A 23,084-nucleotide genomic window follows, 5' to 3' on the forward strand; every position below is an offset into this window, starting at 1 on the left:
ATAATGGCGGGAAAATATGACATCAACTGTGGAATGACAAACAGTTAGTGAAAAACCCTACTGAAGACCTTTGGCGCGCCTCAATGCCCATTCTGCTGCGAGAAAAACTAGAAGTAAGATGAGGAATGGGGACCAGTGAGAAAGGTCAACGGTCTGAGAAAAAACTTCCTTTCGAGGTTTGATTGTCAAATGATCAACTAGGTTTAACCTCTCGGACCAGGGCAGGTAATTACCGCCTGTCAATTCTGATATACTCTCCAGGGATTCTTTGTCCAAATAAACATTTTTGAGCTCTAACAGTGCCTGTTCAACGAAGAATACACCGTGAGGTTCCTCTTCTGAGAACTGTTCATCAGCTATAAGAGTCCAATATTTATATCTACCGGGTTCAGCGGCAATAAAGGAACCTTTCCACATGTCACTCTCATTTTCTTTAGTTAGCGGAACAAGAGTCTCCTCCATGTCGGTACGCGAAATCCGCCACCATATGCCTCCCTGTAACTGTTTGGTGTTCATACTGGAAAATGCCCCTTCGATAGATGCTTCCTCCCCTCTCTGAAAGGTCGATTTTGTCATTCGGAAATATCGGTCCTCTTCGCCACTCATTGCCACAAGCCATCTCCACAGGTTTACCCAATACTCTTTCACTGCGGCATTGACTTCGGTGCCCTTTCCCCGGAAATAGAGGTGCCAAAGATCAGCTGACGTAAAAACATAACGCCTCACAGTCTGGATTTTTTGGTAAAAATCAGGCATTTTCCCTGCAATGATTAGAGGAATTGGTGACAGAGCTGACAGTTGTGCCGTAGTGACCATCCTCTCTTCTCCCGGCTCCACTAAGATTTTTGGTGAAAGTGGCGGAAATTGTGACCAATCCAACTCAAAAAACTTCATGGGATCGGAACTTTCGGAAATGGCCTCCACTGGGAACTGACCCCCCGTCCGGGTCTTTCCACCAAGAGGCTGTAGGCCGAGGATTGACAGATAGGCTAACAACTTATCCTCAGAAAGAGCTTCCCCAGCAATCAAGGCTACAGCGGTCTTGCCTTGGTCTAGTTTCCGGGCCAAATCCTCGGACCACCTGTTAGGTGTGGTTGAAGTAGGAAAATTGTCAAGTATAATCAGATCGTAGGATTGTCGCCAGAAATTGGCAATTGTCGGTACCCACCCACTCAATTGCTGAACGAAGTGTTCCACAGACAGTTTTGGCTCGCTCTCCAGGACGAGCTTGAGAAAACGAGTATTGAATGAGGGAGCACCTGTAATGAGTGCCACTCTGAAACGGTCTTTCAAGACGCTGAGTGAAAATGGATAACGGTTATTGTCAATATTGATCTCATCTTTAACTGAGGAAGCTTGTACCACGTATTCTTCATTTCCGATCTGGTCCGCTTCAAACTGAAACCGTACAATCTGACTGCTCCCCTCACCACTCGGCGCAATAATTTGGGTACCGAGGAGAGCACCTCCTTTCTCCAGTGAAACGTGCACCCGCTGATCTATTTTCCCAAATGATTCAATGGTCACTTTGGCAGACACCATCTCGCCACGAATCGACACGGTGGGGACTTCCACACTGTTGATCCGGATATCCACCATCCTGAGCGGTTCACCGATTCCTATAGTGTAAATCGGAACCTTCACATCGCCGGCACTGCTGACGGGATCAGCACCCACGGTGGTCTGACCGTCGCTTACAATAATGACACCGTTCAGTTCTTCGTCTCCGGCCAGTTCTGAAGACGAAGTGAGAACGGCCGAAAGGTCTGTGGATGATTCATTTATCCCCATCCCCAGCGGACTTCCGGAGAGAGGTGATACAGTTTCACCAAATGTGAAAGCCTCAATGCTAAAATCAGTGGGTTCATTGTAAGCCAACTCATCCACAACATTAAGAATCTCTTCGTAACCATTGAGCAAAGATTGTTTGGAAACAGATTGATGATAGCCAGCGGAAACTGAGTTGTCAAAAAAAATCTTGATAAGCGGTTTCTTATTAAGCGAACCGGTCCGGACCCACTGAATGTTTGCCGCCAAAAACACAATCAAAAGAAAAACGGATAACCGAAAGAAGGTGAGCAGCCTGTGAATTCTGTCGCTATTGCCTGTTTGCTGTCTGTAACTCAACCTGACAAACAAAAACGCAACAATTACCAGGATCAGAAGCAGCCAGGATGGAACAACGGGTGACATTTATGGAAGACTCTAATCAGAAAGTTTCAGATTTGGAACGACACAAAGGCTATGCTCAGAAGATTTCCCATCACGCAGATAGATTTCACCGAGAAAAGCGATCATCGCTGCATTGTCTGTGCAGAGATCAATGTCTGGGTAAAGAATATTGCAATCGGGAAACAGTTTACCGGCCTTTTCTCTCAGCTCCATGTTCGCAGCCACCCCGCCGCCTATGAGTGCTGTACCTGTTCCCGTCTTGTCGATGGCAAGCTGAAGTTTTGACAGGAGACTATCAACAATGGCCCTTTGATAACTGGCTGCTACATCAGGCATTTGATCTTCCGGCACTTTGCCGCCAAGATTTTCCACGTATCTTAGAAGTGATGTCTTCAAACCACTGAAACTGAATTCAATTAAATCCGTCTTTGAAAAGGCTCGCGGGAAACTCACAGCGGCGGAATCACCTCCCTCAGCTGCTTTCTCAATTTCGATCCCGCCGGGATAACCGAGACCAAGAATCCTTGCTCCCTTGTCAAATGCCTCACCTGCAGCATCGTCCCGTGTTTCACCCATGAGGCTGTAATCATCGAGACCGTCAACTTTCCAGATTTGAGTATGACCGCCGGAGACCAGAAGACAGATGAACGGAAATTCTAACTCAGGATAAGCGATAAAGTTCGCGAATATGTGCGCTTCCATGTGGTTGAGACCGAGAAGAGGAATTTTCAATCCCATTGCCAGCCCCCGGGAAAAACTAACGCCTGTCAACAAAGCGCCCATCAAACCGGGTCCTCTTGTAACTGCGACTCCTTGGAGGTCAAATTTTGCAATGGATGCTCTGGAAAGTGCTGTTTCCACTGTATCCATTAGCAATTTTTCGTGCATTCGCGATGCAACCTCCGGCACAACACCACCATACTTGGCGTGGTCTTCCTGAGAGGCTACCACGGAAGAGAGGACTTCACCGTCTTTGCAAACAGCAGCGGCCGTCTCGTCACAAGACGTCTCAATGCCGAGAACGATCATTTCGGCAAGCGTTGTATGGTCAGTTCAATAGCTTTGGGAGACAGATCCCGCCAGTCCAGAACATCAGCGGGGACTTGAACCCTCGGTTCCTGAGACAACTCCCCTTCCTGGAATTCGTTGTAATCCAGGGAAACATAGATATCGGTAGGCTCCAGAGATGCGATAAACTGGACACCTCCCGTAACAGTAAGTGACACGGTTGAGGGATTTGGGAAAGCACGTATATTTTCAGGAATATTGAGGATATTCACAGGCACCTCAGACATTATCCTTTCACCAATGCTCTGTACATTAGCTCTGAAAACTGCGAACGTGTCAGATGCCTCCACCACACGGGGAAAATCCAACTGAAGCGGTATACTGGAGCGAACTGATGCCTGAACGGCACGGAAAGTTCGCTCAATTGTTTCAACGGTCTCAACACTTATGATGATCTCCCGCGGCCCTTTGAGTTCGATATTTCCGGGAGAAATGTTACTGTTCCCCACCATAATATATCCTGCCGCCGGCTCCACGGTCACTCTGGAAACTACTGTCACAGGTTTGACCATATAATCGTCAAGAGAAATGTGAATCGAATCTGGGCGCACCACCTCAACGAACTCCAGTTCAAAACTTGGGGGAACGACCACTTTCTGACTGTATTTATCGAAATAGTCATTGAGATAAAAGTCGTACTCTGTGCTGACACGTTCCAAGTCCAGAACCAGCTTGAAATCAGACAATGATTTCAAGAGCAATGTCTTCAGGAAAGCCCGGCCCGTTGCGCTAAATCGAACATCTGCGGTCGGTGTCACCTCCCCTCCGAGGGTTTTGCCCTCCCTGATATTGCGAACTTCGATTGGCATCTCAACCACATAGTTATATCTTTGTTCCGATATGACAAAGAGCCACAGAACAACGGCGAAAAAAAAAGCACCGATCCAAACTGATAGGTGCCCTTCCTCGATTGTTTTTGAAAAAGTCTGTGGATTCACTGAACCACTAGATTACAACTTGTTAATACCCTACTCAGTCTCTTCCGAATCAGTATCCTCGTTAGATTCCGATTTTTCCTCAGTATCATTTTGCTCATTTTCTGGTTCCTGGCCCTCAGAAGATGCCTCAATCTCAGGTTTGACTTCTTCGGTTTTAGACGCCTCTTCTTCAGCAGGCACTTCGGGTTGGAAAAAAGCATCTACAAAAGTAAGAATTACTTTTTTGTCTTCAGGCTTTACTTCCACCACCTCACACTGAATTTTCTGTCCGTCTTTGATAGATTTAACAATTTGATCTTTTTCATCCTCGAGTAGCGAATCAGCCGGGACAATCCCTTCCACATCCATCTCCAACTCTACAATGATTCCCTTGTCAAGAGTACGAATGACAGCTCCATCAACATTTTTGCCTACCTCAAAGTGGGCGATTATATCATCCCAGGGATCTTCCATGGTTTGTTTCAGGCCCAATGCAATGCGATGATTTTCCCGGGAGACTTCCAGAACTTTCACCTCCACTTCTTCACCCTTCCGCAAAATCTCTTTGGGGTGACGGACTACCTTGGTCCATGAAAGGTCTGAGACATGGATCAAACCGTCTACACCCTCTTCCAGTTCAACAAAAGCACCAAACTGAGTAAGATTGCGGATGGTTCCTTTCAGCGTAGGCCCAACGGTATACCGCTCATCAACACCCTCCCACGGATCAGGCTGAAGCTGCTTAAAGCCGAGGGCGATCTTTCTCTCTTCCGTATCGATAGAGAGAACCTGCGCCTCAACTTCTTGCCCTAACTGAACAATCTCGGAAGGACGGTGAACACTGCGGGTCCAAGACATTTCTGAGACATGCACAAGACCCTCTACCCCGTTCTCCAGCTCTACAAAAGCGCCGTAGTTTGTCAAGCTGACAATCTTGCCGGAAATCTTCATCCCCACGGGAAACTTCTCTTCAACATTTTCCCACGGGTGAGGCGTCAATTGCTTCAGGCCGAGAGAAATGCGTTGCTTGTCCTTGTCGATGTCGATAATCTTGACGTTGATGGTCTCTCCAACTTCAGTCATCTCAGAGGGATGATTAACGCGGCCCCATGACAAGTCAGTGATGTGTAAGAGGCCGTCCACACCTCCTAGATCGACGAAAACGCCGAAATCTGTAATATTCTTTACAACACCTTCCACAATCTGACCAGGTTCGACCTCATCGAACAGAGATTCTCTTTGCTCCCTCAGGGTGTTGTAAAGCAAAGCTTTGCGGGACAGAACAACGTTCTTCCTGAGCTGATTAATCTTAACGATCTTGAATTCCATCTCCTTACCAAGGAAATTGTCAAAATCCTGAACGGGTCTGACGTCTATCTGAGAGCCGGGGAGGAACGCTTGTATACCATCCACATCTACCACAAGACCGCCTTTTATTCGACGGGTGATGGTGCCGTTGACTGTACCGTCCTCCTTTTGAATCTGCATTAGTTTCAGCCACCCTTTCATCCATACAGCTTTTTCTTTGGAAAGGATGGTCTGACCATTTTTGTCCTCAATTTTCTCAAGGTAAACCTCAATGGAATCACCTAGGCTTGGAGGTTCGGCACCGCTGAATTCTGACCTGGGAATAATACCCTCTGACTTGAAGCCGATATCCATGATGATCTCTTTTTCATTTTGCCCGATCACCCGGCCTTTGATAATCTGATTCTGGGCTATGTCAGAAAATGTCTCGATATATTTCTCCATCTCCTCACTTGGGACAGAAACCTCCTCGGCATTCTCATGGGAGAGCTCAGAAGCTTCGATAATGCGAATGCCGTTCATGAGGCCCGGATCCAAATAGTCCTTTACAATCTCTTGATATTCAACAGAAGCTAAATCCATTTCTCCATTATCCTCATCCGGGGTCGTGGATTCAGGTTCCTCAGCTACAGTCTCTGCCGGCTCTTCTGTTATTTCTTCTTCTGTCATAATTCTATCACTCACTTGTTGATTGTGTCTCCTTTTTTATCGATCGATCCCTAACATGTGTAACAATAAGATCGATCTGTTGTTCTATGGTCATTGATGTCGTATCCACCTCTACAGCATCTTCAGACTTTGTAAGAGGAGATACCTCTCTGGAAGAATCCAGAGCATCACGCCGTTTCAAATTTTTGACGATATCATTTACAGTCTGTTCAATACCCAACCCGGCCAGGTCTTTCTGTCGGCGTTTCGCCCGTTCTTCAATACTCGCAACTATGAAGAACTTGAAATCGGCGTTGGGGAAGACCACTGTACCGATGTCTCTTCCTTCCACGACAAAATCGCGATAACCGGCGATCTCCCGCTGCATGGCAACCATTCGTTTCCTCACTCGAGGGTAAGCGCTGACAGCACTGACGTTTTGAGTCACTTCCCGGCCTCTGATAGTCTGGGAAACGTCCATACCATTGAGGAAGATAAGACGGCCGCTTTCATCGAAATCGATTTCGATGGTTTCAACACAATCTGACACCGCCGACTCGTCATCACTATCAATTGAAGCTGAGAGAACAGCGGCGGTGGCGGCCCGGTACATAGCACCGGTGTCCAGATAGAGAAAACCGAGTTTCTCGGCAACACCCTTTGCAGTAGTGCTCTTGCCGGAACCGGCTGTGCCGTCAATAGCGACAATCATCACCAGCCACCTAACTGCAATGATTTGCTGTGGTTATTGAAATCAACTGACTTTCAAAAAGCCCAGTAATTTAGGTATGAGCCGAAAATGACCAAAACAGTAACCTTAAAAAACGTTTTTTATCAAATCGACTGATATTCCCAGCACATTACGCTCTTCGTGAGATAAATTCCTCTGTTCTCCAGAGGCGAGATTCCCCAGCTCCAGACCAGCGAAGGCACTTCTGTGAAGGTGTATTAATTTCAGACCCATCTCTCGGAAAATCCTTCTAATCTCCCGCTTCTTTCCGTGGTGAAGTTTCATTGTGATCTTGGCGCCATTTGCCGTGTCCGTCTGATCAATTACCTCCGCTTGCCCAATCTCCTCTTCACCAATATCAATACCGGAAAAAATCGATTTGATTTCAGTATCAGTCAAAAAACGGTCAGCAGTGGCCTCATAAATTTTCTCCACACCAAACTTGGGATGGGTAAGACGGTATGCAAGATCTCCGTCATCGGTCAGAAGAAGAATTCCTGTTGTCTCTTTGTCAAGGCGCCCCACTGGAAAAAGCCGAGAATCCATATTGGAGACCAGATCAAGGACCGTTTTTCGACCGTGAGTATCACTTGCGGTGGTGACTACACCGGCAGGTTTATGCAAGATAACAATCGTTTTCTCAGTGGGCATTTTGAGTAGGGTTTGATCCAGTTCAACATTGTCTGACGGTGAGATGATTCTGAAAGGATCCATCTCATTCTTCCCGTTGACAGTGACTTTGCCCCTTTTTATAATTAATTCACATTTTCGGCGGGATTCGACGCCGGCACCGGCTAGATACCTAATCAACCTCATCCTAAGCCGGCTGGAAATCTTCTTCTGCACCGGTACTGTCGTTTCCTTCAGCGATGAGCTCTGAGATTTCTTTCAATTTGGGCAGATCCGAAGTTGAATTGAGGCCGAAAGAAAGTAAAAACTGTTCTGTGGCGGAATAAAGTAAAGGACGCCCCGGTCCTTTCGCTCTTCCACTGATCTTAATCAGTTTCCTTTCCAAGAGCGTTTTGATGACACCGGCACTGTTCACTCCTCTAATACTTTCCACTACCGCCCGACTGGCAGGGCCCTTGTAGGCCACCACGGCCAAGGTTTCCAAGGCTGCCTGTGAAAGGGGTGTTTTGCCTACCCTTGTAAAGAGCTTACGAACCCACGGAGCGTACTCGGTAAGAGTGGTGAGTCGGAAGCCACCTGCCACTTTTTCAATGGAAAAAGCACGCTCACTTTTTTCATACTCTTTCTGAAGGGTCTCCACCACACTAGGAAGTGCCGGCGCTGTGCCATCATCAAAACAGACATTCAGTTTTGCTTGAGTGAGTACTTTCTCTGAAGCAAACAACAGCGCCTCCACCACACGAAGATCTTTTTTGGAAATCTTTTTCTTCGCCATTACGCTTCAAACCGCTCCAACAAAATATCATCGAAAAGTTTCTTTTGGTGGACCCTTATCAGGCCGTCCCTAATCAGTTCTAAAACGGCAATAAATGTGACAATAACATCCTGCCGAGAAGAAAACTTCGGGAAAAGTTCTGAAAACATGATCTGACTTTTTTCCACGAAACGGCTCAGGATCATGGCCACTTTTTCCTTGACACGTACCTCTTCCCGGTGTACCTCATACTGAACCGCAGGCGGCACTTGCTCAAGGACCTTCTTGAATACTGTTACCAACTCAAAGAGAGTCACATCCTCCAGGTAGAAGCTCGGATCCTCTTCCATCGTCGCCGAATCCACAGCCATAGAATGACCGTATTTCTGGCTCTCGAGTGTATTCATTTCGTTGAGATTGCTGGCGGCCTCCTTGTAGCGCTGATATTCCAAGAGTTGGTGTATCAGGGTGGTCCTAGGATCTTCGAATTCTTCATCGTCCTCTTCGCTCACGGAAGGCAAAAGCATTTTAGCCTTGATGTGCATAAGCGTCGCTGCCATCACCATGAAATCACCAGCAACAGTCACATTAAGGGTCTGAAGCGCTTCAATATAGTCGAAATACTCCTTGGTGATGTGGGCGATGGGTATGTCCATGATATCGATCTCGTCCCGTTTGATGAAAAAGAGGAGTAAATCGAGGGGACCAGCAAAATTTTCTAGTTCAATCTGATAGCTCATGAATCCCAATACAGGATGCCCGTTCTTGCCCGGACCATTTTCAGGTAGGGCTCCGCCGCATCCCTCGCCTTTTCCGCTCCTTCTTTCAAAATCTTTACAATGGTAGCATCGTCAGCGTACAGGCTGTTACGCTTTTCACGGTAAGGCTCAAAAAAATCCCAGATGACATCCACCAGTTCCTTTTTCACTTCGGCATACTTCAGACCAGGAGTTTGAAATCTTACCTTGAGAGCCTTTCTCCCACTTTCTTCAAGAAAAAGAGAGTAGATCATGAACAGTGCGTTGTTTTCTGTCTCTTTCGGTTCATCCGGAGGTGTGTTGTCTGTAACAATATCCATTACCTTATTGGCGAGGAAGTCCTTTTCACAAAAAATTTCTAGCGTATTGTCGTAAGATTTTGACATTTTCTGCCCGTCTATACCCGGGATAAGGCCCGTCTCCTCAGCGATAAGCGCTTCTGGTACAACAAAAGTTTCTCCGTAAATGGTATTGAATTTGACGGCTATGTCCCTGGCCATTTCAAGGTGCTGCTTCTGATCTTTTCCCACTGGGACTACCTCGGTTCCAAAGAGCAAAATGTCAGCCGTCATAAGGACAGGGTAACTGAATAGACCGTGGTGGGCAGGTAGACCCTGACTCACTTTGTCTTTGTAGGAGGTGGCTCGCTCCAGCATACCAACACTGGTAACATTGTTCAAAATCCAGGTCAGTTCTGTCACTTCTGGCACATCAGATTGAACCCAGAATACAGACCTTTCAGGGTCCATGCCGAGAGAAAGAAAATCGGCAGCAGCTTCGATAGTGTTTTTCCTCAACGCATCTCCGTCTGTCTGGGATGTAAGAGCATGATAGTTCGGGAGAAAACAGAACAGCTCGTTCTCAACCTGCAGATCGATCATCGGCTTCATCATTCCAAAGTAGTTTCCGATGTGGAGGTTGCCGGACGGCTGAATCCCGCTCAGGATGCGCCTTTTCTTCAAGCAAGCGCCCTTGTCCGTATCGGTTCCATATAGAGGTAGGGCCGCCAGGCTGACTGTTCCCGTTTCACGAACTGTCTGATGTAATGAATTCTTGTGGGTTTCTTCGGTGGGCGCATGAGTTTCATCCCCGCCTCATTAGGCGTGCGGTTCCCTTTTGCCCTGTTACAAGTATGGCAACAACAGACCAGGTTCTCCCAAGTGTCCGGACCATTTCGTTCTTTGGGAATTACATGATCCAGCGTCATAGGGACACTCTGCCTTTCGCAGAACTGGCATTGGTGTCTGTCCCTTTTCAGAATGTTCCGCCTAGAAAGGACAATGCTGCTCTCCCTTACATGAATGAACCTATCGAGCTTCACCACACTTGGCAGGGGCAAGGAAACGGAAGGTGAATGAACGGTCTCCCGGTACTTTTCAACAATCTCTACTTTGCCAAGATAAGCAAGGGAGATGGCCCGGCGGGCTGTGCAGACAAGAAGGGGGTGATAGTTCTGGTTCAAGACCAGTACTTGCCTGTTGAGAATTCCGTTCACATGTCTTTTAAACGTCTTCAATATTTTTCAGATCGAACAATCACTGTAATTATTCGCGGAATTTATCCTAAGCCTCAGACGGAATCAAGGCAAAAGCCTTTGCTCTCCGACGAGAAAAACAGTACATTCAGGCACTGTTTGACAAGTTGATTGCGGCAGGGAAACCCGTGCAAATCGGGTGCAGCCCCGCTACTGTGAGCGCTGAGGAAACTCCAATCCACACACGTGTGGAAGCCACTGTCCAATTAATCACGGACGGGAAGGTGGAGCCAGACGGTGAAGCGCAAGTCAGGATATCTGCCCAGTTGAAATTCTCAGTATCTATCCATTGATAGAAAGTACTTTCGAGGGAAAGGAGAGAATGATGACACCTCATTTTAAATATATTTTCCCCCTTATCATAGGTTTGGCTATAGCTCAAATTTTGACTGGCCAGACAACAGCGCTTCTTATCGGCTGGGTTACAGGCCCGGACGGGAGAGGCATACCATATGCAAACGTCTATCTCAAAGATGGTGAAGCAGGTACCACCTCCGACAGAGAGGGACGTTTCATTCTGCAAACCGACGGTGAAGAGAGTCGGAAACTCCTTATTAGTCACTCCGCATTTCAGCCGGTAGAGATATCCATTCAGGAGATGAACAGGCTAGGCGGCGAGATCACCATGGAGATAAAAACATACCGTTTTGATCCTGTTGTTGTTTATGGCAACCTCTACAACCGGGAGAGTCTTCAGCTACCGGTGAGTCACCGTGCCGTGGAATTGCAAAAATATCCCGCCAGCGGAAACAGCATCGGGGAAAAGCTTGACCGCCTAGGGATTCAGGTCCGCGATTACGGCGGCCCGGCGGGACTGAAGACTGTCTCTTCCCCCACAGGTTATTCAGAGCATATACTTGTGATGTTGGACGGCTTCCCGCTGAACTCACCCCAGAATGGCATCGTCGATTTCAGCACCCTGCCGGCAGAGTTCTTTTCCCACGCTGAGTTCTATCCTGGGCAAGCCTCCTCCCTTTACGGCTCCCACGCCGTAGGCGGAACACTCAATCTCCTGCCGGCAGCGGGGAGAAACTTTCTGAAATTCCGCGTTGGATCACTGGGTGAACAGGGAACCAGCGGCGAATCGACATTTCGGGTGGGAGAGATGTCCGCATCGCTGCACGGTAACCGCTTCGAAAGTGAAGGGAATTATCGTGAGAACAACCAGTTCGCCCAGGATGCGGTGGTTGTAAAACTGACTCTGCCGGCCGTGGGAGGCTGGAGTGTTAACAGCTATCTCCTGGCTTCCCTGACTGAAAGGGGTATTCCCGGGTCGGTTCAGTACCCTTCCCCTAGCGCCTACAAGAATAATGAAGATATGCTTCTACTTGTGAGCGGGCGGACCGTTTCCAGATGGGGATACAGTGAAGTTTATGCCGGCTCTTTTCAGTCCGATGAACATTACACCAATCCGGACTGGGCCGTCGATTCGCAGCATAAGACAGCCAACAACCGGCTTCGGCTCATCCATCGGAGTCAGCCTGACCAAAATTTTACGAATACGGTGAGCCTGGAAGTTGCCCAGGTGGATGTTAAGAGCAACGATGCAGGTAAGCACGTCATGGCCACTGGTGCTGCCGGCCTCCTTTCTCAGATTCGTGTGGGGTCACAACTCACGATCTCTCCCAGCGTCCGGCTGGACTGGGATGACCATTCAGACAACAAGATTGCCACTGGAAACCTGGCGTTATTGTGGTCTCCGGAGGAGAGTATGGTACAGTCGGTGGCGGTTAGTGGTGGAACCAGTTACCGGAACCCTACCTTTAACGACCTCTTCTGGGAAGATGCTATGGGATACTCCAAAGGGAATCCCGATCTGATACCTGAGCGGGGTATGTCATCAAACATGAAAGTGGACTTAAGACCCATACTTGAAAATCAATTGCAATTCTCTGCTGGCGTTTCCTATTTCATTACGGACAACCTCATCCAGTGGGCGCCGGATGATGCATGGGTCTATTCTCCACAAAATATTCTGAAATCTGAATCATCCGTTATGCGAATGTCAGCTCAGTTTCTCCCGAACTCCCTCCCCGTTGTCATACGCTTAGGTACTGAAAGTACGGAGAGCCAAATTCTCTCTGAAGGCAATGACAAGGGAAAATCCCTTCTTTATGTCCCTCCCACATCACTCTGGGCTGAAGTGGAACTGAAGCTAGGGGGATTGGCGGCCAACCTCAACGTCCGGAGCCTGGGTGAGCGCCGCTACAGCTACGGTGAAGGGGAATTACTAAGGCCCTACGAGCGGATGGACGGGGCTCTGAACTACAGCTTTTCGGTAAGTCAGTTCAACGTCAATTTGGAAGGAGGCGTCCGGAATATGCTGGATACCAAAGATCTCCAGTCCGTCTATGACTACCCCGAGCCCGGCAGAACCATTTTCATGGCTGTTGGGCTGGAACTTTAGTCGTTGAGATTCAACCGGACGGAGAAGTAGGCCAGTCGCCCAGCGGGAGGGAAAAGGGGCGACGCCGAAAAAGTGGTGCCGGAAGTGCCCCCTGATGCACTCTCCATGATGTACTGCACATTGGTGAGTACATAAGAAATTTCCACTGATGAGATAACAGCCTTAAACTCGGCGGTGATAATGCCCGCCGTATTGCGCGAAGGTGTGGTGGTAGCATTAGAATAGCCCAGATTAAGAATGGGGTCCCAGATAAAACTGGTTCTGCCGCTCCAGTAATTAAAAGAGAGATTGATTCGGGCATCCATCCTTTTCTGAAAAAGATGTTCCCGGAAATGTAAAGCCATTTCTCCCTGGTGATCGAAGAGATTTCCCCACCCGGACTCGCTCCCAAGGAGTGAAATACCTCTCAGTGAAAGAACCCAATCACGAAAGTAGTTGATACGGCTACCCCACATGGCTCCAGTAACTTTCGAAATCTGATCTCTGTTCAATCTGATCATCTTAATACCTGCAATCTCCGTAGTACTCTCAAAGTAGTGATGCGGTGTAGCCTGGGAAGCGAACAGCGTCACTTCACCGGACGCTCTGTCCCACCTCATCTCGGCACCGATCCGCATCACCGTTCGGGTCGGCATGGTGGCACTGGAATCGGGACGGACAGTGGGAACCATGGTAGGCGTAAATGAATCAGGTACAAACAGAAATGGACGTCCCGTGAACTGAAACGGCAGCGGTTGAAGATTGTGCTTTAGATCCAGAAAGAGTTCGCTCTTCCCCCTTTTCAGTCGGAAGTGGCCTTGAAAATTGGGTGCCATTTCCCCTGGAAAAACTGCGGAAACGCCCATGCCTGCTCTGCTCTCCAGGTCTGATGCCCGCATGTGTACGCCCCCCGAGACCCCTATAAAAGATAATGACTGATTACCAAGAGTGTCGGAACTGACGACGCTCACTCGCCCTGTTCCGGAGAGAAAGAGTGAAAAACCTTTTCTCACAGGCATTTCACCAATGGCATGAAGACGGTTGCTCATGAGATCAGCCGACCATTGGGTGACGTCCTCCAGCAACCGTGTGATTCTGTACCGCTGAAGAAATGACGATCCCTCAACCTTGTATTTGACATTACCTCTATTGCCGCTGTAACTGAGGCCGTTAGAGATGATTTTTTCGCTCCGCTCAGCCCCTTTCTCCCAAATGCCGTAAGAGCCGTACGGAATGGCATCTGTGGTTAGATAAAATGCTGATGCTATCTGCCATCGGCCACCTTTGCTGTTCCCGGTGACATGATCGAAACGGTAGTTTTGCTGGACTGTCCCACCAGGTCGAGCCAACGGATCCAGCAGGCCGTGGTAATCCTCAAAATTTTTCTTCAGGGCACGAAAGCGTGTAAACCTCCGTTCAGGCGATTTTGAGAGTATGTCTAAGCTCAACTCATCCAGGCTGTAGTCCCCGGTCCGATACCACAGTGAGGTATTCAGGCCAAGCTCATTCTCATCCGAATCAATACTGGAAAGAAATGGGAAACGGTACCTTGCTGGCCAGTGGGCAAAGTTGCCGTCAAAATGAAGGGGCGACACCACCCTTTCCACACCCCACCCAGAAAAACCGTACCTGTGAACAAGACCCCACTGACCGCTCCAGTCAAAGGGAACAACCCCAGCGGAAAAGCCGTACGCACGCAGAAATGAAACCGCCAACACGAGCGCCGGAAGCAACTGATTCCGTCTGTTCACGGCTTGAGTCTGGAAAAAACTTTCGGCAAGGCGGTGGCGAAGATGACACCGTTCGCTACCTGATGGAGGAAAGTAAAGCCGATACCGGTGACAAACAGGGCAGCTGTCTGTGTGACGGGATAGCCGGCGGCCAGAGGATAGCTGAGGGTCGTCAGAGCATCAAATATAAAAGTCAATACAACACCGGCAGCGCCGAAAAACGTTCTCCTGCGCCACGTCCAGTCAGATGATCTGGCCAAGCCTCTGAATCTCCCACCCACGGCACCCACAAGTCCCATGCCGCACATCTGTGCCAGCAACATTGGAAGAAAAACGACTCCTGACCCAAGTGGATTGGCGGCACTGAAAATAAATTCGGCAACGATTCCCACGGTGAGTCCCCATCCTGTTCCGACGTAGACTCCAGAAGTAAATACCACAGCAGTAATCAGTTCAATGTTGGGAACCATGAGCAGGGCGAATCCTGAACCGACGGCCAGCGCCACAAACATGGCGCCGCGGCTGAGATTACTCAGCTTACGGTCTGTCACCCTTGTAGAGCGCTGCTCCGAAGTAATTCCTTCTGCTGGTCCAGTCACCGTCTTCACTGTCTTCATCCAAAATTCTGTTAAATAAGCTAACCTTTGTATCTAGGTTGTCCAGAGCTTGAAGCAAAAGCGCTTCTTTTGTCCGGGCACGGTTTCTATACCGAGAATCGAAGCCTCCCTCATGGCACATAATGAGATGCTCCAGTTCCAGTAATAGATCATCAGGAAAGTTTTTGATCTCCGCCGCCTCTTCCCTGATCATATCCCTACCAAGAACGGAATGACCGATGAAATTACCCTCATCAGAATATTCCGGCATGAATGCATCAGTGAGCTCCCGAACCTTACCAATGCCGTGAAGGAGGATTCCAGCAAGAAGCATATCAATATTAGCACTGTAATGCTTTGCCTGAGTGACACCAAGCTTTGCCATGGAGAGCACATGTTCCAGGTAGCCGGAACGGTAGGTGTAGTGCATGGATATGGACGCCGGCATGAACATGAGTCTGTCCTTGTGTTTCCGGTAAAGCTGGGACACCAGTTTTTTAAGGAACTGATTCTCCATTTTTTGGATGATGGCTCCCAGGGATGTCCACATCCGCACCGGATCGTGGGGTGATACGGGTACCAGGGCCTCCGGTTTGAAGCCGTACCTGGCATATTTTGCCTCCGTTGCCTTATTGATACGCCCCACAATGATCTGGTTGCGGTCCTGGAAGGTGTCTATCCTGCCTCGGACAGCGACGGCGTCGCCCTGCTCAAATTTCTCATTAAACTCCTGAACCTGGTCCCAAACTTTGGCACCAATCTCACCAGTTGCATCCGTTAGTGTAAGGTCAAGATAGAATTCCCTGGACCGAGTTTTCCTCAGGTGCTTCTCTTTACATAGGTAAAAACCCTGGATGTCGGCGTCTACTTTTAACTTGGAGATGGGTACGAGCTTTTTCACTGCATGAGAATTAACGGTTGGAGTGACACAATGTCAAGAGATCAAAGGTGTATTATTGTGGATTCGGAAGCGCTCATCTAAATTCGTCTGGCAGGATTAGGGAAGGCCAAGAAAGGAGTCATCTATGAAATTCAAAACTGTGGCTGTTGCAATGCTTAGTTTGATGCTGGCAACATGTGATGTGAGTGTTGAGGCAGGCAAACCTGATGTAGAGTATCTTCAAACGGAAGAATTTGCCGCTTTGAACTATCCCTTTTCCGAGGCTGTTCGAGTTGGGAATATGCTTTATCTTTCCGGCCAAATAGGAACGCTACCAAACAGCAACGAATTAATCCCCGGCGGCATAGGACCTGAAACAAGACAGACCATGAAAAATATCAGTGATGTACTGGAAAGATACAACTCTTCAATGGACAAGGTTGTGAAGTGTCTGTGCATGTTGACCGATATTTCAGAATGGGGTGATATGAGCAAAGCTTATGTGAAATTCTTCCCGGATCACAAACCGGCCCGCAGCGCCTTCGCCGGAACTGGACTTGCTCTAGGTGCCAAGGTGGAGATTGAGTGTTGGGCAACGGTGGATTGAAGTGATAATGACAGACCGTCTCAGAATCATCTTCTTCATCGTAAACGTGGTAGGCGGCATCGCTGTGTTAGGAAGCTACGCCCACGGTCTGCTGACAGAGGTGGCACTGAGACCGAAGCTGTGGGGTGGTGTACCCGAAGCGTGGCAACCGCTCTACACCGTTAACATGTTCCTGGCGGCGGGAGGTTACTTCTTCTTCACCGCTCACTTTTTGATGCGGGCATTGCCATCAGGGGCACTCTTTTTCAACAGACTTGGGTTTGAGTGGATCATCTTTCTCTACGCAGCTTTCCTCATTTCCTCAGCTCTCTGGATGCCCCTCACTTTCGCCATGCTAAAGGCTCCCAGCGATGGAACATGGCTGGCGATACGGTCAGTTCTCACGGTGACGGGTATAGCATCTGTGACATTGCTGGTTTCTCTCTTAGCCTCAGATAGTGAACGGGGCGACTGGCTCTTCTGGGCGGCGGTGGCGGGGCTCATCCCTTTCATAATTCAGACGGCGGTTCTTGACGCCATCCTTTGGCCGCGGTATTTCCACGTGAATTAGGCAACTGCGAGAATCCGGTTCCAAGACAGTTTTCCATTTTCCGGAATCGCCAGAAGACGGCAAATACTTGAAACTCAACCTGACACCTGATGAGCAGTCCCTGCTATCATTGGCAGCTTAATTTATGCGTTATAAATCCAGCGGCTTGATAGGCGACAGCACGGCAGCAGGGTCATCTTCCCAGTCCACATCAGGATCGTCTACGTAAAGCTCAATCTCATTGCCATCAGGGTCGTAAAGATAGAGACTCTTGGTGACGGTGTGGTCACTCAACCCTTTCACTTGAACACCGGCCGATTGTAATTCATCGTAAGCCTTCCGAAGCTCATCTAATGAATCCCCAATCTTGAAGCCGGCATGGTAAAAACCGCGGCGGGGACCCGGCTGCGGACCGGGCGCATCACCAACTTCGATCAACAGCAATTCGTGGTGCGTTCGTCCGGAAGTAAGGGCCGCTGCCTTGAAAGGAAGATTACTTCCTTCAATACGTCTAAGTCCGAGGAGTTCTGCGTAGAAATTCAGAGAGGCATCAAGGTCACGAACGTAGAAAACAATGTGGCCGAGATAGTGTGTTCTCATCGGGAAATAGTTTTATCAAAAACACCATTCTGATAGTCTTCAAACGCCTGAAGCACCTCTCCCCTGGTATTCATAACAAATGGGCCACCCCGGGCAATGGGTTCATTGAGCGGCTCACCTGCCACCAACAAGCACCGGCCGCCCTCATGTCCTCCGGAGAGTTGAACCTCACCTTCAGTGTCCAAAACAGCTAAGTTGCCGACAAAAATTTCATTTTCATCACCCACCTTCACAGAACCTTCAAAGACATAGACAAAACTGTTCCACCCATCCACAAGGTCGTGGTTGAACACGGTATTACTTTCAAGATGGACGTCCATGTATGACATGCCCGTCTTTGCCGAAGCCGGGCCTGTTGTGCCGTTATATATTCCTGTCACAATGCGGACGGTGACGCCCTCTTCATTAACCTCCGCAATGTTTTCAGATGGAATATCCTGATAATCCGGCTCCGTCATTTTCAGTTTCTTTGGCAGATTTACCCACAACTGGAAACCCCAGACAAGACCGTCTTCCTGCTCGGGCATCTCACTATGGATTACCCCTCGGCCGGCGGTCATCCACTGAACAGAGCCGGACGTAAGTAGACCTTCATTGCCCGCCGAATCCTTGTGGCGGAAGCTACCCTGAAGCATGTAGGTCACCGTCTCAAAACCGCGGTGAGGATGGGGCGGGAAACCGGCCAGGTAATCGTCGGGATTTTCGCTCCTGAACTCATCCAACAGAAGGAATGGATCGAGAGTGTCAAGCTGGGGCGATCCGATGATCCGCTTCAAGTTAACACCACCGCCGTCGCTGGTCATCAGGCCTTCGATTGTCTGTAATACCTGACGTTTCTTATCAATCATGTCAGTGCCCTCCAAACAGATGCCAGCATAATCAATCTCCTTTTGACTTAGCACCGATCAGGGCGCCTGCATAAATGATTATGTATCTATTTATCTCCATTGAAGGATATTGCAGGTCCAACTGGTACAATCCTCGAAGGATTTAATTTTTCGTGCGTCATGAAGTAGTGATGTTTGATATGATCCATATCCACTGTTTCAGCAATACCAGGAACTGCATAAAGTCTTTTTATATAATTCCAAAGATTCGGACAGTCTACCAATCTATGTTTATTACACTTGAAATGGCTGTAATAAACAGGATCGAATCGTACCAAAGTTGGAAAAAGCCGCCAATCCGCCTCCGTTAGGGTGTCTCCAACGAGATATGTCTGGTCTCCTAAAAGTTCCTCAAGCTTTTCAAGGGTCCCCCACAAATCATTGAATGCTTTTTCATAAGCTTTCTGAGCGGTGGCAAATCCACATCGATAGACACCATTGTTCACACTGTTGTAAATCATTTCATTCATATTATCTATCTCTTTCCTCATAGAATAGGGATAGAAATCGATTGCTGGATCACCGAAAGCATCAAACTCAGAGTTGAGCATTCGAATCAGCTCTGATGATTCATTGTTCACAATCCCGCCAGTTTTTTTGTCCCATAATACAGGTACAGTGACCCGTCCTTCGAATTCGGGGTTTGTGGCACGGTAAGCTTCGCTCAGAAAAGAGAATCCGTTCAATGAATCTGGGAATTCATCATTAAAACGCCATCCCCGCTCCTCTCGGATTGGATCCACCACTGACATTGATATAGCATTTTCCAATTTTTTCAGTTTCCTGTAAATGATGGTTCGGTGAGCCCAAGGACAGGCAAGTGAGACGTAAAGGTGATATCTGCCGGATTCCGTTGGAAAACCCGAACTACCGTCAGCTGTCACCCACTTACGGAATGCACTGACCTGCCGGACAAACTCACCCTGTATATTTATTTCTTTAGGATATTGGGCCTTTACCATTCAGTCCAGGACTCCGGTCTCGATTGAACAATTTGTTCAATTTTATCCATGACCTCCGGCGTCACTTTCTCTGCAACATCAGCAGCTCTAAGATTGTCCCTAAGCTGATCTGAATTTGATGCCCCGAGAATGACGGTTGAAACATTGGGATTCTTCAGGCACCAGGCCAGGGCAAGATGAATCAGAGAAATACCGATATCATCAGCAAACGCTACTAGTTGCTTTGTTTTCTCCACCATATCCTGTCCGATGGGAGATTCCAGTCGTTTCCGTAGGAAGCCATACTCGGGCAGTTCCATGCGAGATCCTTTTGGAATACCTTCAGCGTACTTCCCTGTCAGTATTCCCGATGCCAAAGGCGACCAGATGATAGTACCAAGACCTTCATCATCAAAAAGGCGAAGATATTCGCGCTCAAGTTTTTCCCTTTCGAACAGATTATACTGAGGCTGTTCTGTGGTAGGCGGTTCCAGATTGTACTGGTTTGCCACACCGTACGCCGCTCGAATTTCATCAGCGGACCATTCGGAAGTACCCCAGTACAACACCTTACCTTGCTTGACGAGGCTATCCATGGCTCGGACTGACTCTTCAATTGGAGTGTGCCTGTCAGGACGGTGGCAAAAGAAAAGATCCAGGTAATCAACCTGAAGCCGTTTCAAAGCAGCATGGCAGGCGTCGTGAATGTGCTTCCGGGAGAGCCCCCGTTGCATCGGCTTCTCTCCACCCCAGTAGACCTTGCTGGAAACAGAGTAAGTGTCTCTGGACCATTTCATTTTCTGCAATACCTTCCCCATGATCACTTCTGACTCTCCATCAGCATACACTTCCGCATTGTCGAAAAAATTGACACCCGCATCGTAAGCAACTTTCATGCAGTCTTCCGCGGCGGACTCATCCAGCTGAAAAGAAAAGGTAACCCAGGAACCGTAAGAAAGTTCGCTCAGCTTCAGGCCCGATTTTCCTAATCGGCGATAATTCAACTTTCAGTCTCCTTAAATGATGAGTTAGTGGTCGACAAACTTACATGGCGGATTGTTCAGGTTCAACGGGTTTGCCGACGATTCTTTTGTTCATAACCTTGAACGAATAAATTCCCATAGTTAATAAGAATCTTTTTCTTAACCGTAAGGAGATAATTATGTCACTTGTTTCAATCAATCCCGCCACAGGCGAAAAGATTAGAGAGTATGAAGAAACTTCCCAAAATGAGGTCGAAGTCATTCTTCGACGAGCTCAAAATGATTTCCTGAGTTGGCGTAAGACCGATTTTGAACACCGCAATAATCTCTTGTACAAAGTTGCGGCAGATTTGCGTTCAAACGCTCAACGTTATGCTGAGGTCATGACCGAAGAGATGGGTAAACCCATCAAAGAGGGGCGGGCGGAAGCTGAAAAATCAGCTTGGGCATGCGAATATTATGCTGAAAACGGGGAGGAATTTCTCGCATCCGAGTCTGTGGAAACGGACGCATCCAAAAGCTTTGTCACTTTTCAACCTATCGGGACGGTTCTGGCTATCATGCCTTGGAATTTCCCTTTCTGGCAGGTATTTAGGTTCGCAGCACCCGCCCTCATGGCTGGCAATGTTGGTATCTTGAAACATGCCTCCAACGTCACGGGCTGTGCCCTGGCTATCGAAAAGATATTTCGTGATGCTGGTTATCCTGAAGGGTGTTTCAGCACCTTGGTCATGGGAAGCGACCGGGTGGGAGAACTGATCGATCACCCTGTTGTGAAGGCGGTTACGTTGACCGGAAGCACAGCAGCCGGAAAGGCGGTGGCGGCCCGTGCCGGAGGGGCACTTAAAAAGACTGTTCTTGAACTGGGTGGCAGTGACCCGTACGTAATTCTTGAAGACGCAGATCTTGATCAGGCGGTGACCGCTTGCGTTACAGGACGGCTCATCAACACCGGACAGAGCTGTATAGCCGCGAAACGGTACATCGTTGTGGAATCTGTAGCCAAACCTTTTGAAGAAAAACTACTGGAAGTTTTGAAGGGAAAAATAATGGGCGATCCCACAGACGAATCAAACGACATTGGACCCATGGCACGCCACGATCTACGTGATGAACTCCATGATCAGGTGAAGCGGTCCGTGGATGCGGGAGCACGGTGTCTCATGGGCGGCGAGGTCCCCAAGATTAAAGGAGCGTTTTATCCAGTAACCGTTCTCGCGGATGTAACCCCGGGCATGGCCGCCTATGAAGAGGAAATATTTGGACCAGTGGCCAGCATTATAGCCGTTAAAGATGAAGCTGAAGCACTGAAAGCCGCCAACGACACACCTTTTGGCCTCGGCGGCGCCGTTTTCACAGACGATGTGGAAAAAGGAGAGCTGATCGCCACCAAGGTGATCGAAGTCGGGACTTGCTTCGTGAACGATTTTGTCCGTTCTGACCCAAGGCTGCCTTTCGGTGGCGTGAAAGAGAGCGGTTATGGACGGGAATTATCTCAGTTTGGGATTCGGGAATTTGTGAATATAAAAACGGTTTATATCCGTTAAAGAACCGGCCTTTATCCCCGAGCCTCTATTATGGCTTCCCTCAGTTCAAAGATAACTTTCACATAGTTCAGGGCTGGGTTGTAGCGGTATACAGACTTCCAATTGGGGCTGTCTTTTGAAAAATTATCGCTCCCTTTGGCATACCCATTTTTTACCAGATAGTTGGCCATGCTCGCCAGGACGTCTGGCCAGTCAAAAGGTTCCCGGACACCATCACCGTCAAAATCTACCGCATAACTCCGGAAACTGGAGGGGATGAACTGACCATACCCAAAGGCACCAGCATAGGAGCCACCCAGGGAAAGCGGTGGAACATTGTTTTCGTAACAGTAACTGAGAAATTCCGCCATTTCCTTCTCCACCCACTTTTCTCTCCGGGGCAATTTGTGTATGACAGTATGGAGAGCCACAAAGACTAAGTGTGTCTTAGCATGAGTCCCGTATTTTGATTCCACCCCCGCCAGGCTCACAAGAAGAAAAGGGTCAACACCGAATTCAGCGTAAACAGTCTCAATGAGTGCCTTATTCTGACTGTAAAACTTTACGCCCTCTTTGATCCGTTGGTCAGTGACAAAAATTTTTCTGTAACGTTCGTAAGAAAGTCTTTCAGCAGGCCGGTGGAATCTCCGAATAATCTCATCATCAATATAAATATCGGGATGATTAAATGATCCTTCGAGAAATTGAGGCGGGACATCTTGGTTCTCTAGCTGGTCAAAAATTTGGCTGTAAATTTTTCTGGCCAGTTCATTCTCAGCAATTTGGTCAAGGAGTTTTTGTTTTGTCTCGGGTGTCCAACCGACAACTGTGACTTCCTGATCCGCAACAAAAGCGGTCAAAACCAGCCCCGTAATTAGAGGAAAAAAATTGATCAATTAA

22 protein-coding genes and 1 riboswitch are annotated in these 23,084 nt (G+C 48.4%); of the genes, 4 read left to right on the forward strand and 18 right to left on the reverse strand.

Features of this window, described 5'->3' with window-relative positions:
* Positions 1-57: 57 nt before the first annotated feature.
* The 10 genes from EYO21_08920 to EYO21_08965 form a co-directional block, all read right to left on the reverse strand.
* Positions 58-2,193 (reverse strand): hypothetical protein, encoded by a 2,136-nt coding sequence (locus tag EYO21_08920; protein ID HIB03924.1) that lies wholly within the window; start codon positions 2,191-2,193, stop codon positions 58-60.
* Between the two features lie 12 nt (positions 2,194-2,205).
* On the reverse strand, positions 2,206-3,201 hold the full coding sequence (tsaD, locus tag EYO21_08925) for a tRNA (adenosine(37)-N6)-threonylcarbamoyltransferase complex transferase subunit TsaD (protein ID HIB03925.1): 996 nt from the start codon (positions 3,199-3,201) through the stop codon (positions 2,206-2,208).
* A complete protein-coding gene (locus EYO21_08930) occupies positions 3,198-4,178 on the reverse strand; it encodes a YbbR-like domain-containing protein (protein ID HIB03926.1) in 981 nt (326 codons plus the stop codon). Before EYO21_08930 ends, tsaD begins: the two co-directional genes overlap by 4 nt.
* 30 nt (positions 4,179-4,208) lie before the next feature.
* Positions 4,209-6,149 (reverse strand): 30S ribosomal protein S1, encoded by a 1,941-nt coding sequence (locus EYO21_08935; protein HIB03927.1) that lies wholly within the window; start codon positions 6,147-6,149, stop codon positions 4,209-4,211.
* A complete protein-coding gene (locus tag EYO21_08940) occupies positions 6,142-6,825 on the reverse strand; it encodes a (d)CMP kinase (protein HIB03928.1) in 684 nt (227 codons plus the stop codon). Before EYO21_08940 ends, EYO21_08935 begins: the two co-directional genes overlap by 8 nt.
* Positions 6,826-6,930: 105 nt before the next feature.
* On the reverse strand, positions 6,931-7,659 hold the full coding sequence (locus tag EYO21_08945) for an rRNA pseudouridine synthase (GenBank protein ID HIB03929.1): 729 nt from the start codon (positions 7,657-7,659) through the stop codon (positions 6,931-6,933).
* A 1-nt stretch (position 7,660) separates the two neighbouring features.
* Positions 7,661-8,248, reverse strand: a complete 588-nt coding sequence (gene scpB, locus EYO21_08950) for an SMC-Scp complex subunit ScpB (protein HIB03930.1) — start codon at positions 8,246-8,248, stop codon at positions 7,661-7,663.
* On the reverse strand, positions 8,248-8,967 hold the full coding sequence (locus tag EYO21_08955) for a segregation/condensation protein A (GenBank protein HIB03931.1): 720 nt from the start codon (positions 8,965-8,967) through the stop codon (positions 8,248-8,250). Before EYO21_08955 ends, scpB begins: the two co-directional genes overlap by 1 nt.
* Positions 8,964-9,947, reverse strand: coding sequence for a tryptophan--tRNA ligase (gene trpS, locus EYO21_08960; GenBank protein HIB03932.1), 984 nt, complete (start codon positions 9,945-9,947; stop codon positions 8,964-8,966). Before trpS ends, EYO21_08955 begins: the two co-directional genes overlap by 4 nt.
* Positions 9,944-10,471: an HNH endonuclease gene (locus EYO21_08965; protein ID HIB03933.1), complete on the reverse strand. Its 528-nt coding sequence runs from the start codon at positions 10,469-10,471 to the stop codon at positions 9,944-9,946. Before EYO21_08965 ends, trpS begins: the two co-directional genes overlap by 4 nt.
* A 121-nt stretch (positions 10,472-10,592) precedes the next feature.
* Positions 10,593-10,800: riboswitch (cobalamin riboswitch) on the forward strand.
* A gap of 41 nt (positions 10,801-10,841) precedes the next feature.
* Between EYO21_08965 and EYO21_08970 the strand changes: the two genes are divergently transcribed.
* On the forward strand, positions 10,842-12,926 hold the full coding sequence (locus tag EYO21_08970; GenBank protein HIB03934.1) for a hypothetical protein: 2,085 nt from the start codon (positions 10,842-10,844) through the stop codon (positions 12,924-12,926).
* On the opposite strand, the gene EYO21_08975 is transcribed toward EYO21_08970, so the two are convergent.
* The 3 genes from EYO21_08975 to EYO21_08985 are packed head-to-tail and all read right to left on the reverse strand — an operon-like array spanning position 12,923 to position 16,132.
* Positions 12,923-14,656, reverse strand: a complete 1,734-nt coding sequence (locus EYO21_08975; protein ID HIB03935.1) for a hypothetical protein — start codon at positions 14,654-14,656, stop codon at positions 12,923-12,925. The genes EYO21_08970 and EYO21_08975 overlap by 4 nt on opposite strands.
* Positions 14,653-15,252, reverse strand: coding sequence for a hypothetical protein (locus EYO21_08980; protein HIB03936.1), 600 nt, complete (start codon positions 15,250-15,252; stop codon positions 14,653-14,655). The genes EYO21_08975 and EYO21_08980 overlap by 4 nt, the downstream gene beginning before the upstream one ends.
* Positions 15,173-16,132, reverse strand: a complete 960-nt coding sequence (locus EYO21_08985; GenBank protein HIB03937.1) for an HD domain-containing protein — start codon at positions 16,130-16,132, stop codon at positions 15,173-15,175. The genes EYO21_08980 and EYO21_08985 overlap by 80 nt, the downstream gene beginning before the upstream one ends.
* Before the next feature lie 124 nt (positions 16,133-16,256).
* Between EYO21_08985 and EYO21_08990 the strand changes: the two genes are divergently transcribed.
* Together EYO21_08990 and EYO21_08995 are read left to right on the forward strand one after the other, a co-directional pair.
* Entirely contained in the window at positions 16,257-16,718 is a 462-nt protein-coding gene (locus EYO21_08990; protein HIB03938.1) for a RidA family protein, read from the forward strand.
* 7 nt (positions 16,719-16,725) lie between these two features.
* The gene (locus EYO21_08995; protein HIB03939.1) at positions 16,726-17,268 is read left to right on the forward strand and encodes a hypothetical protein; all 543 of its coding nucleotides are present in this window, start codon (positions 16,726-16,728) and stop codon (positions 17,266-17,268) included.
* A 129-nt stretch (positions 17,269-17,397) separates the two neighbouring features.
* Here the strand turns inward: EYO21_08995 and EYO21_09000 are convergent, their stop codons facing one another.
* The 4 genes from EYO21_09000 to EYO21_09015 form a co-directional block, all read right to left on the reverse strand.
* Positions 17,398-17,847 (reverse strand): VOC family protein, encoded by a 450-nt coding sequence (locus tag EYO21_09000; GenBank protein HIB03940.1) that lies wholly within the window; start codon positions 17,845-17,847, stop codon positions 17,398-17,400.
* Positions 17,844-18,695, reverse strand: coding sequence for a pirin family protein (locus tag EYO21_09005; GenBank protein HIB03941.1), 852 nt, complete (start codon positions 18,693-18,695; stop codon positions 17,844-17,846). Before EYO21_09005 ends, EYO21_09000 begins: the two co-directional genes overlap by 4 nt.
* Before the next feature lie 86 nt (positions 18,696-18,781).
* Positions 18,782-19,696, reverse strand: coding sequence for a glutathione S-transferase family protein (locus EYO21_09010; protein ID HIB03942.1), 915 nt, complete (start codon positions 19,694-19,696; stop codon positions 18,782-18,784).
* On the reverse strand, positions 19,690-20,679 hold the full coding sequence (locus tag EYO21_09015) for an aldo/keto reductase (protein ID HIB03943.1): 990 nt from the start codon (positions 20,677-20,679) through the stop codon (positions 19,690-19,692). Before EYO21_09015 ends, EYO21_09010 begins: the two co-directional genes overlap by 7 nt.
* Positions 20,680-20,837: 158 nt before the next feature.
* On the opposite strand from EYO21_09015, the gene EYO21_09020 reads away from it, so the two are divergent.
* Positions 20,838-22,205: an NAD-dependent succinate-semialdehyde dehydrogenase gene (locus tag EYO21_09020; protein ID HIB03944.1), complete on the forward strand. Its 1,368-nt coding sequence runs from the start codon at positions 20,838-20,840 to the stop codon at positions 22,203-22,205.
* An 11-nt stretch (positions 22,206-22,216) separates the two neighbouring features.
* On the opposite strand, the gene EYO21_09025 is transcribed toward EYO21_09020, so the two are convergent.
* On the reverse strand, positions 22,217-23,080 hold the full coding sequence (locus tag EYO21_09025; protein HIB03945.1) for a lytic murein transglycosylase: 864 nt from the start codon (positions 23,078-23,080) through the stop codon (positions 22,217-22,219).
* Positions 23,081-23,084: the final 4 nt, after the last annotated feature.

The sequence above is a fragment of the Candidatus Neomarinimicrobiota bacterium genome, assembly GCA_012964825.1.
In the GTDB taxonomy this organism is placed as follows: Bacteria; Fidelibacterota; Marinisomatia; order Marinisomatales; family S15-B10; genus UBA2125.

Excerpts from the sequence above, each read along its gene's own strand:
- EYO21_09005 (HIB03941.1), bottom strand. The coding sequence starts at position 18,695 with ATGATTGATAAGAAACGTCAGGTATTACAGACAATCGAAGGCCTGATG.
- EYO21_08990 (HIB03938.1), top strand. The coding sequence starts at position 16,257 with ATGAAATTCAAAACTGTGGCTGTTGCAATGCTTAGTTTGATGCTGGCA.
- EYO21_08970 (HIB03934.1), top strand. The coding sequence starts at position 10,842 with ATGATGACACCTCATTTTAAATATATTTTCCCCCTTATCATAGGTTTG.
- EYO21_09000 (HIB03940.1), bottom strand. The coding sequence starts at position 17,847 with ATGAGAACACACTATCTCGGCCACATTGTTTTCTACGTTCGTGACCTT.
- EYO21_08945 (HIB03929.1), bottom strand. The coding sequence starts at position 7,659 with ATGAGGTTGATTAGGTATCTAGCCGGTGCCGGCGTCGAATCCCGCCGA.
- EYO21_08980 (HIB03936.1), bottom strand. The coding sequence starts at position 15,252 with ATGAAGACAGTGAAGACGGTGACTGGACCAGCAGAAGGAATTACTTCG.
- EYO21_08995 (HIB03939.1), top strand. The coding sequence starts at position 16,726 with ATGACAGACCGTCTCAGAATCATCTTCTTCATCGTAAACGTGGTAGGC.
- EYO21_08940 (HIB03928.1), bottom strand. The coding sequence starts at position 6,825 with ATGATTGTCGCTATTGACGGCACAGCCGGTTCCGGCAAGAGCACTACT.
- tsaD (HIB03925.1), bottom strand. The coding sequence starts at position 3,201 with ATGATCGTTCTCGGCATTGAGACGTCTTGTGACGAGACGGCCGCTGCT.
- EYO21_08920 (HIB03924.1), bottom strand. The coding sequence starts at position 2,193 with ATGTCACCCGTTGTTCCATCCTGGCTGCTTCTGATCCTGGTAATTGTT.
- EYO21_08955 (HIB03931.1), bottom strand. The coding sequence starts at position 8,967 with ATGAGCTATCAGATTGAACTAGAAAATTTTGCTGGTCCCCTCGATTTA.
- EYO21_09020 (HIB03944.1), top strand. The coding sequence starts at position 20,838 with ATGTCACTTGTTTCAATCAATCCCGCCACAGGCGAAAAGATTAGAGAG.
- scpB (HIB03930.1), bottom strand. The coding sequence starts at position 8,248 with ATGGCGAAGAAAAAGATTTCCAAAAAAGATCTTCGTGTGGTGGAGGCG.
- EYO21_09010 (HIB03942.1), bottom strand. The coding sequence starts at position 19,696 with ATGGTAAAGGCCCAATATCCTAAAGAAATAAATATACAGGGTGAGTTT.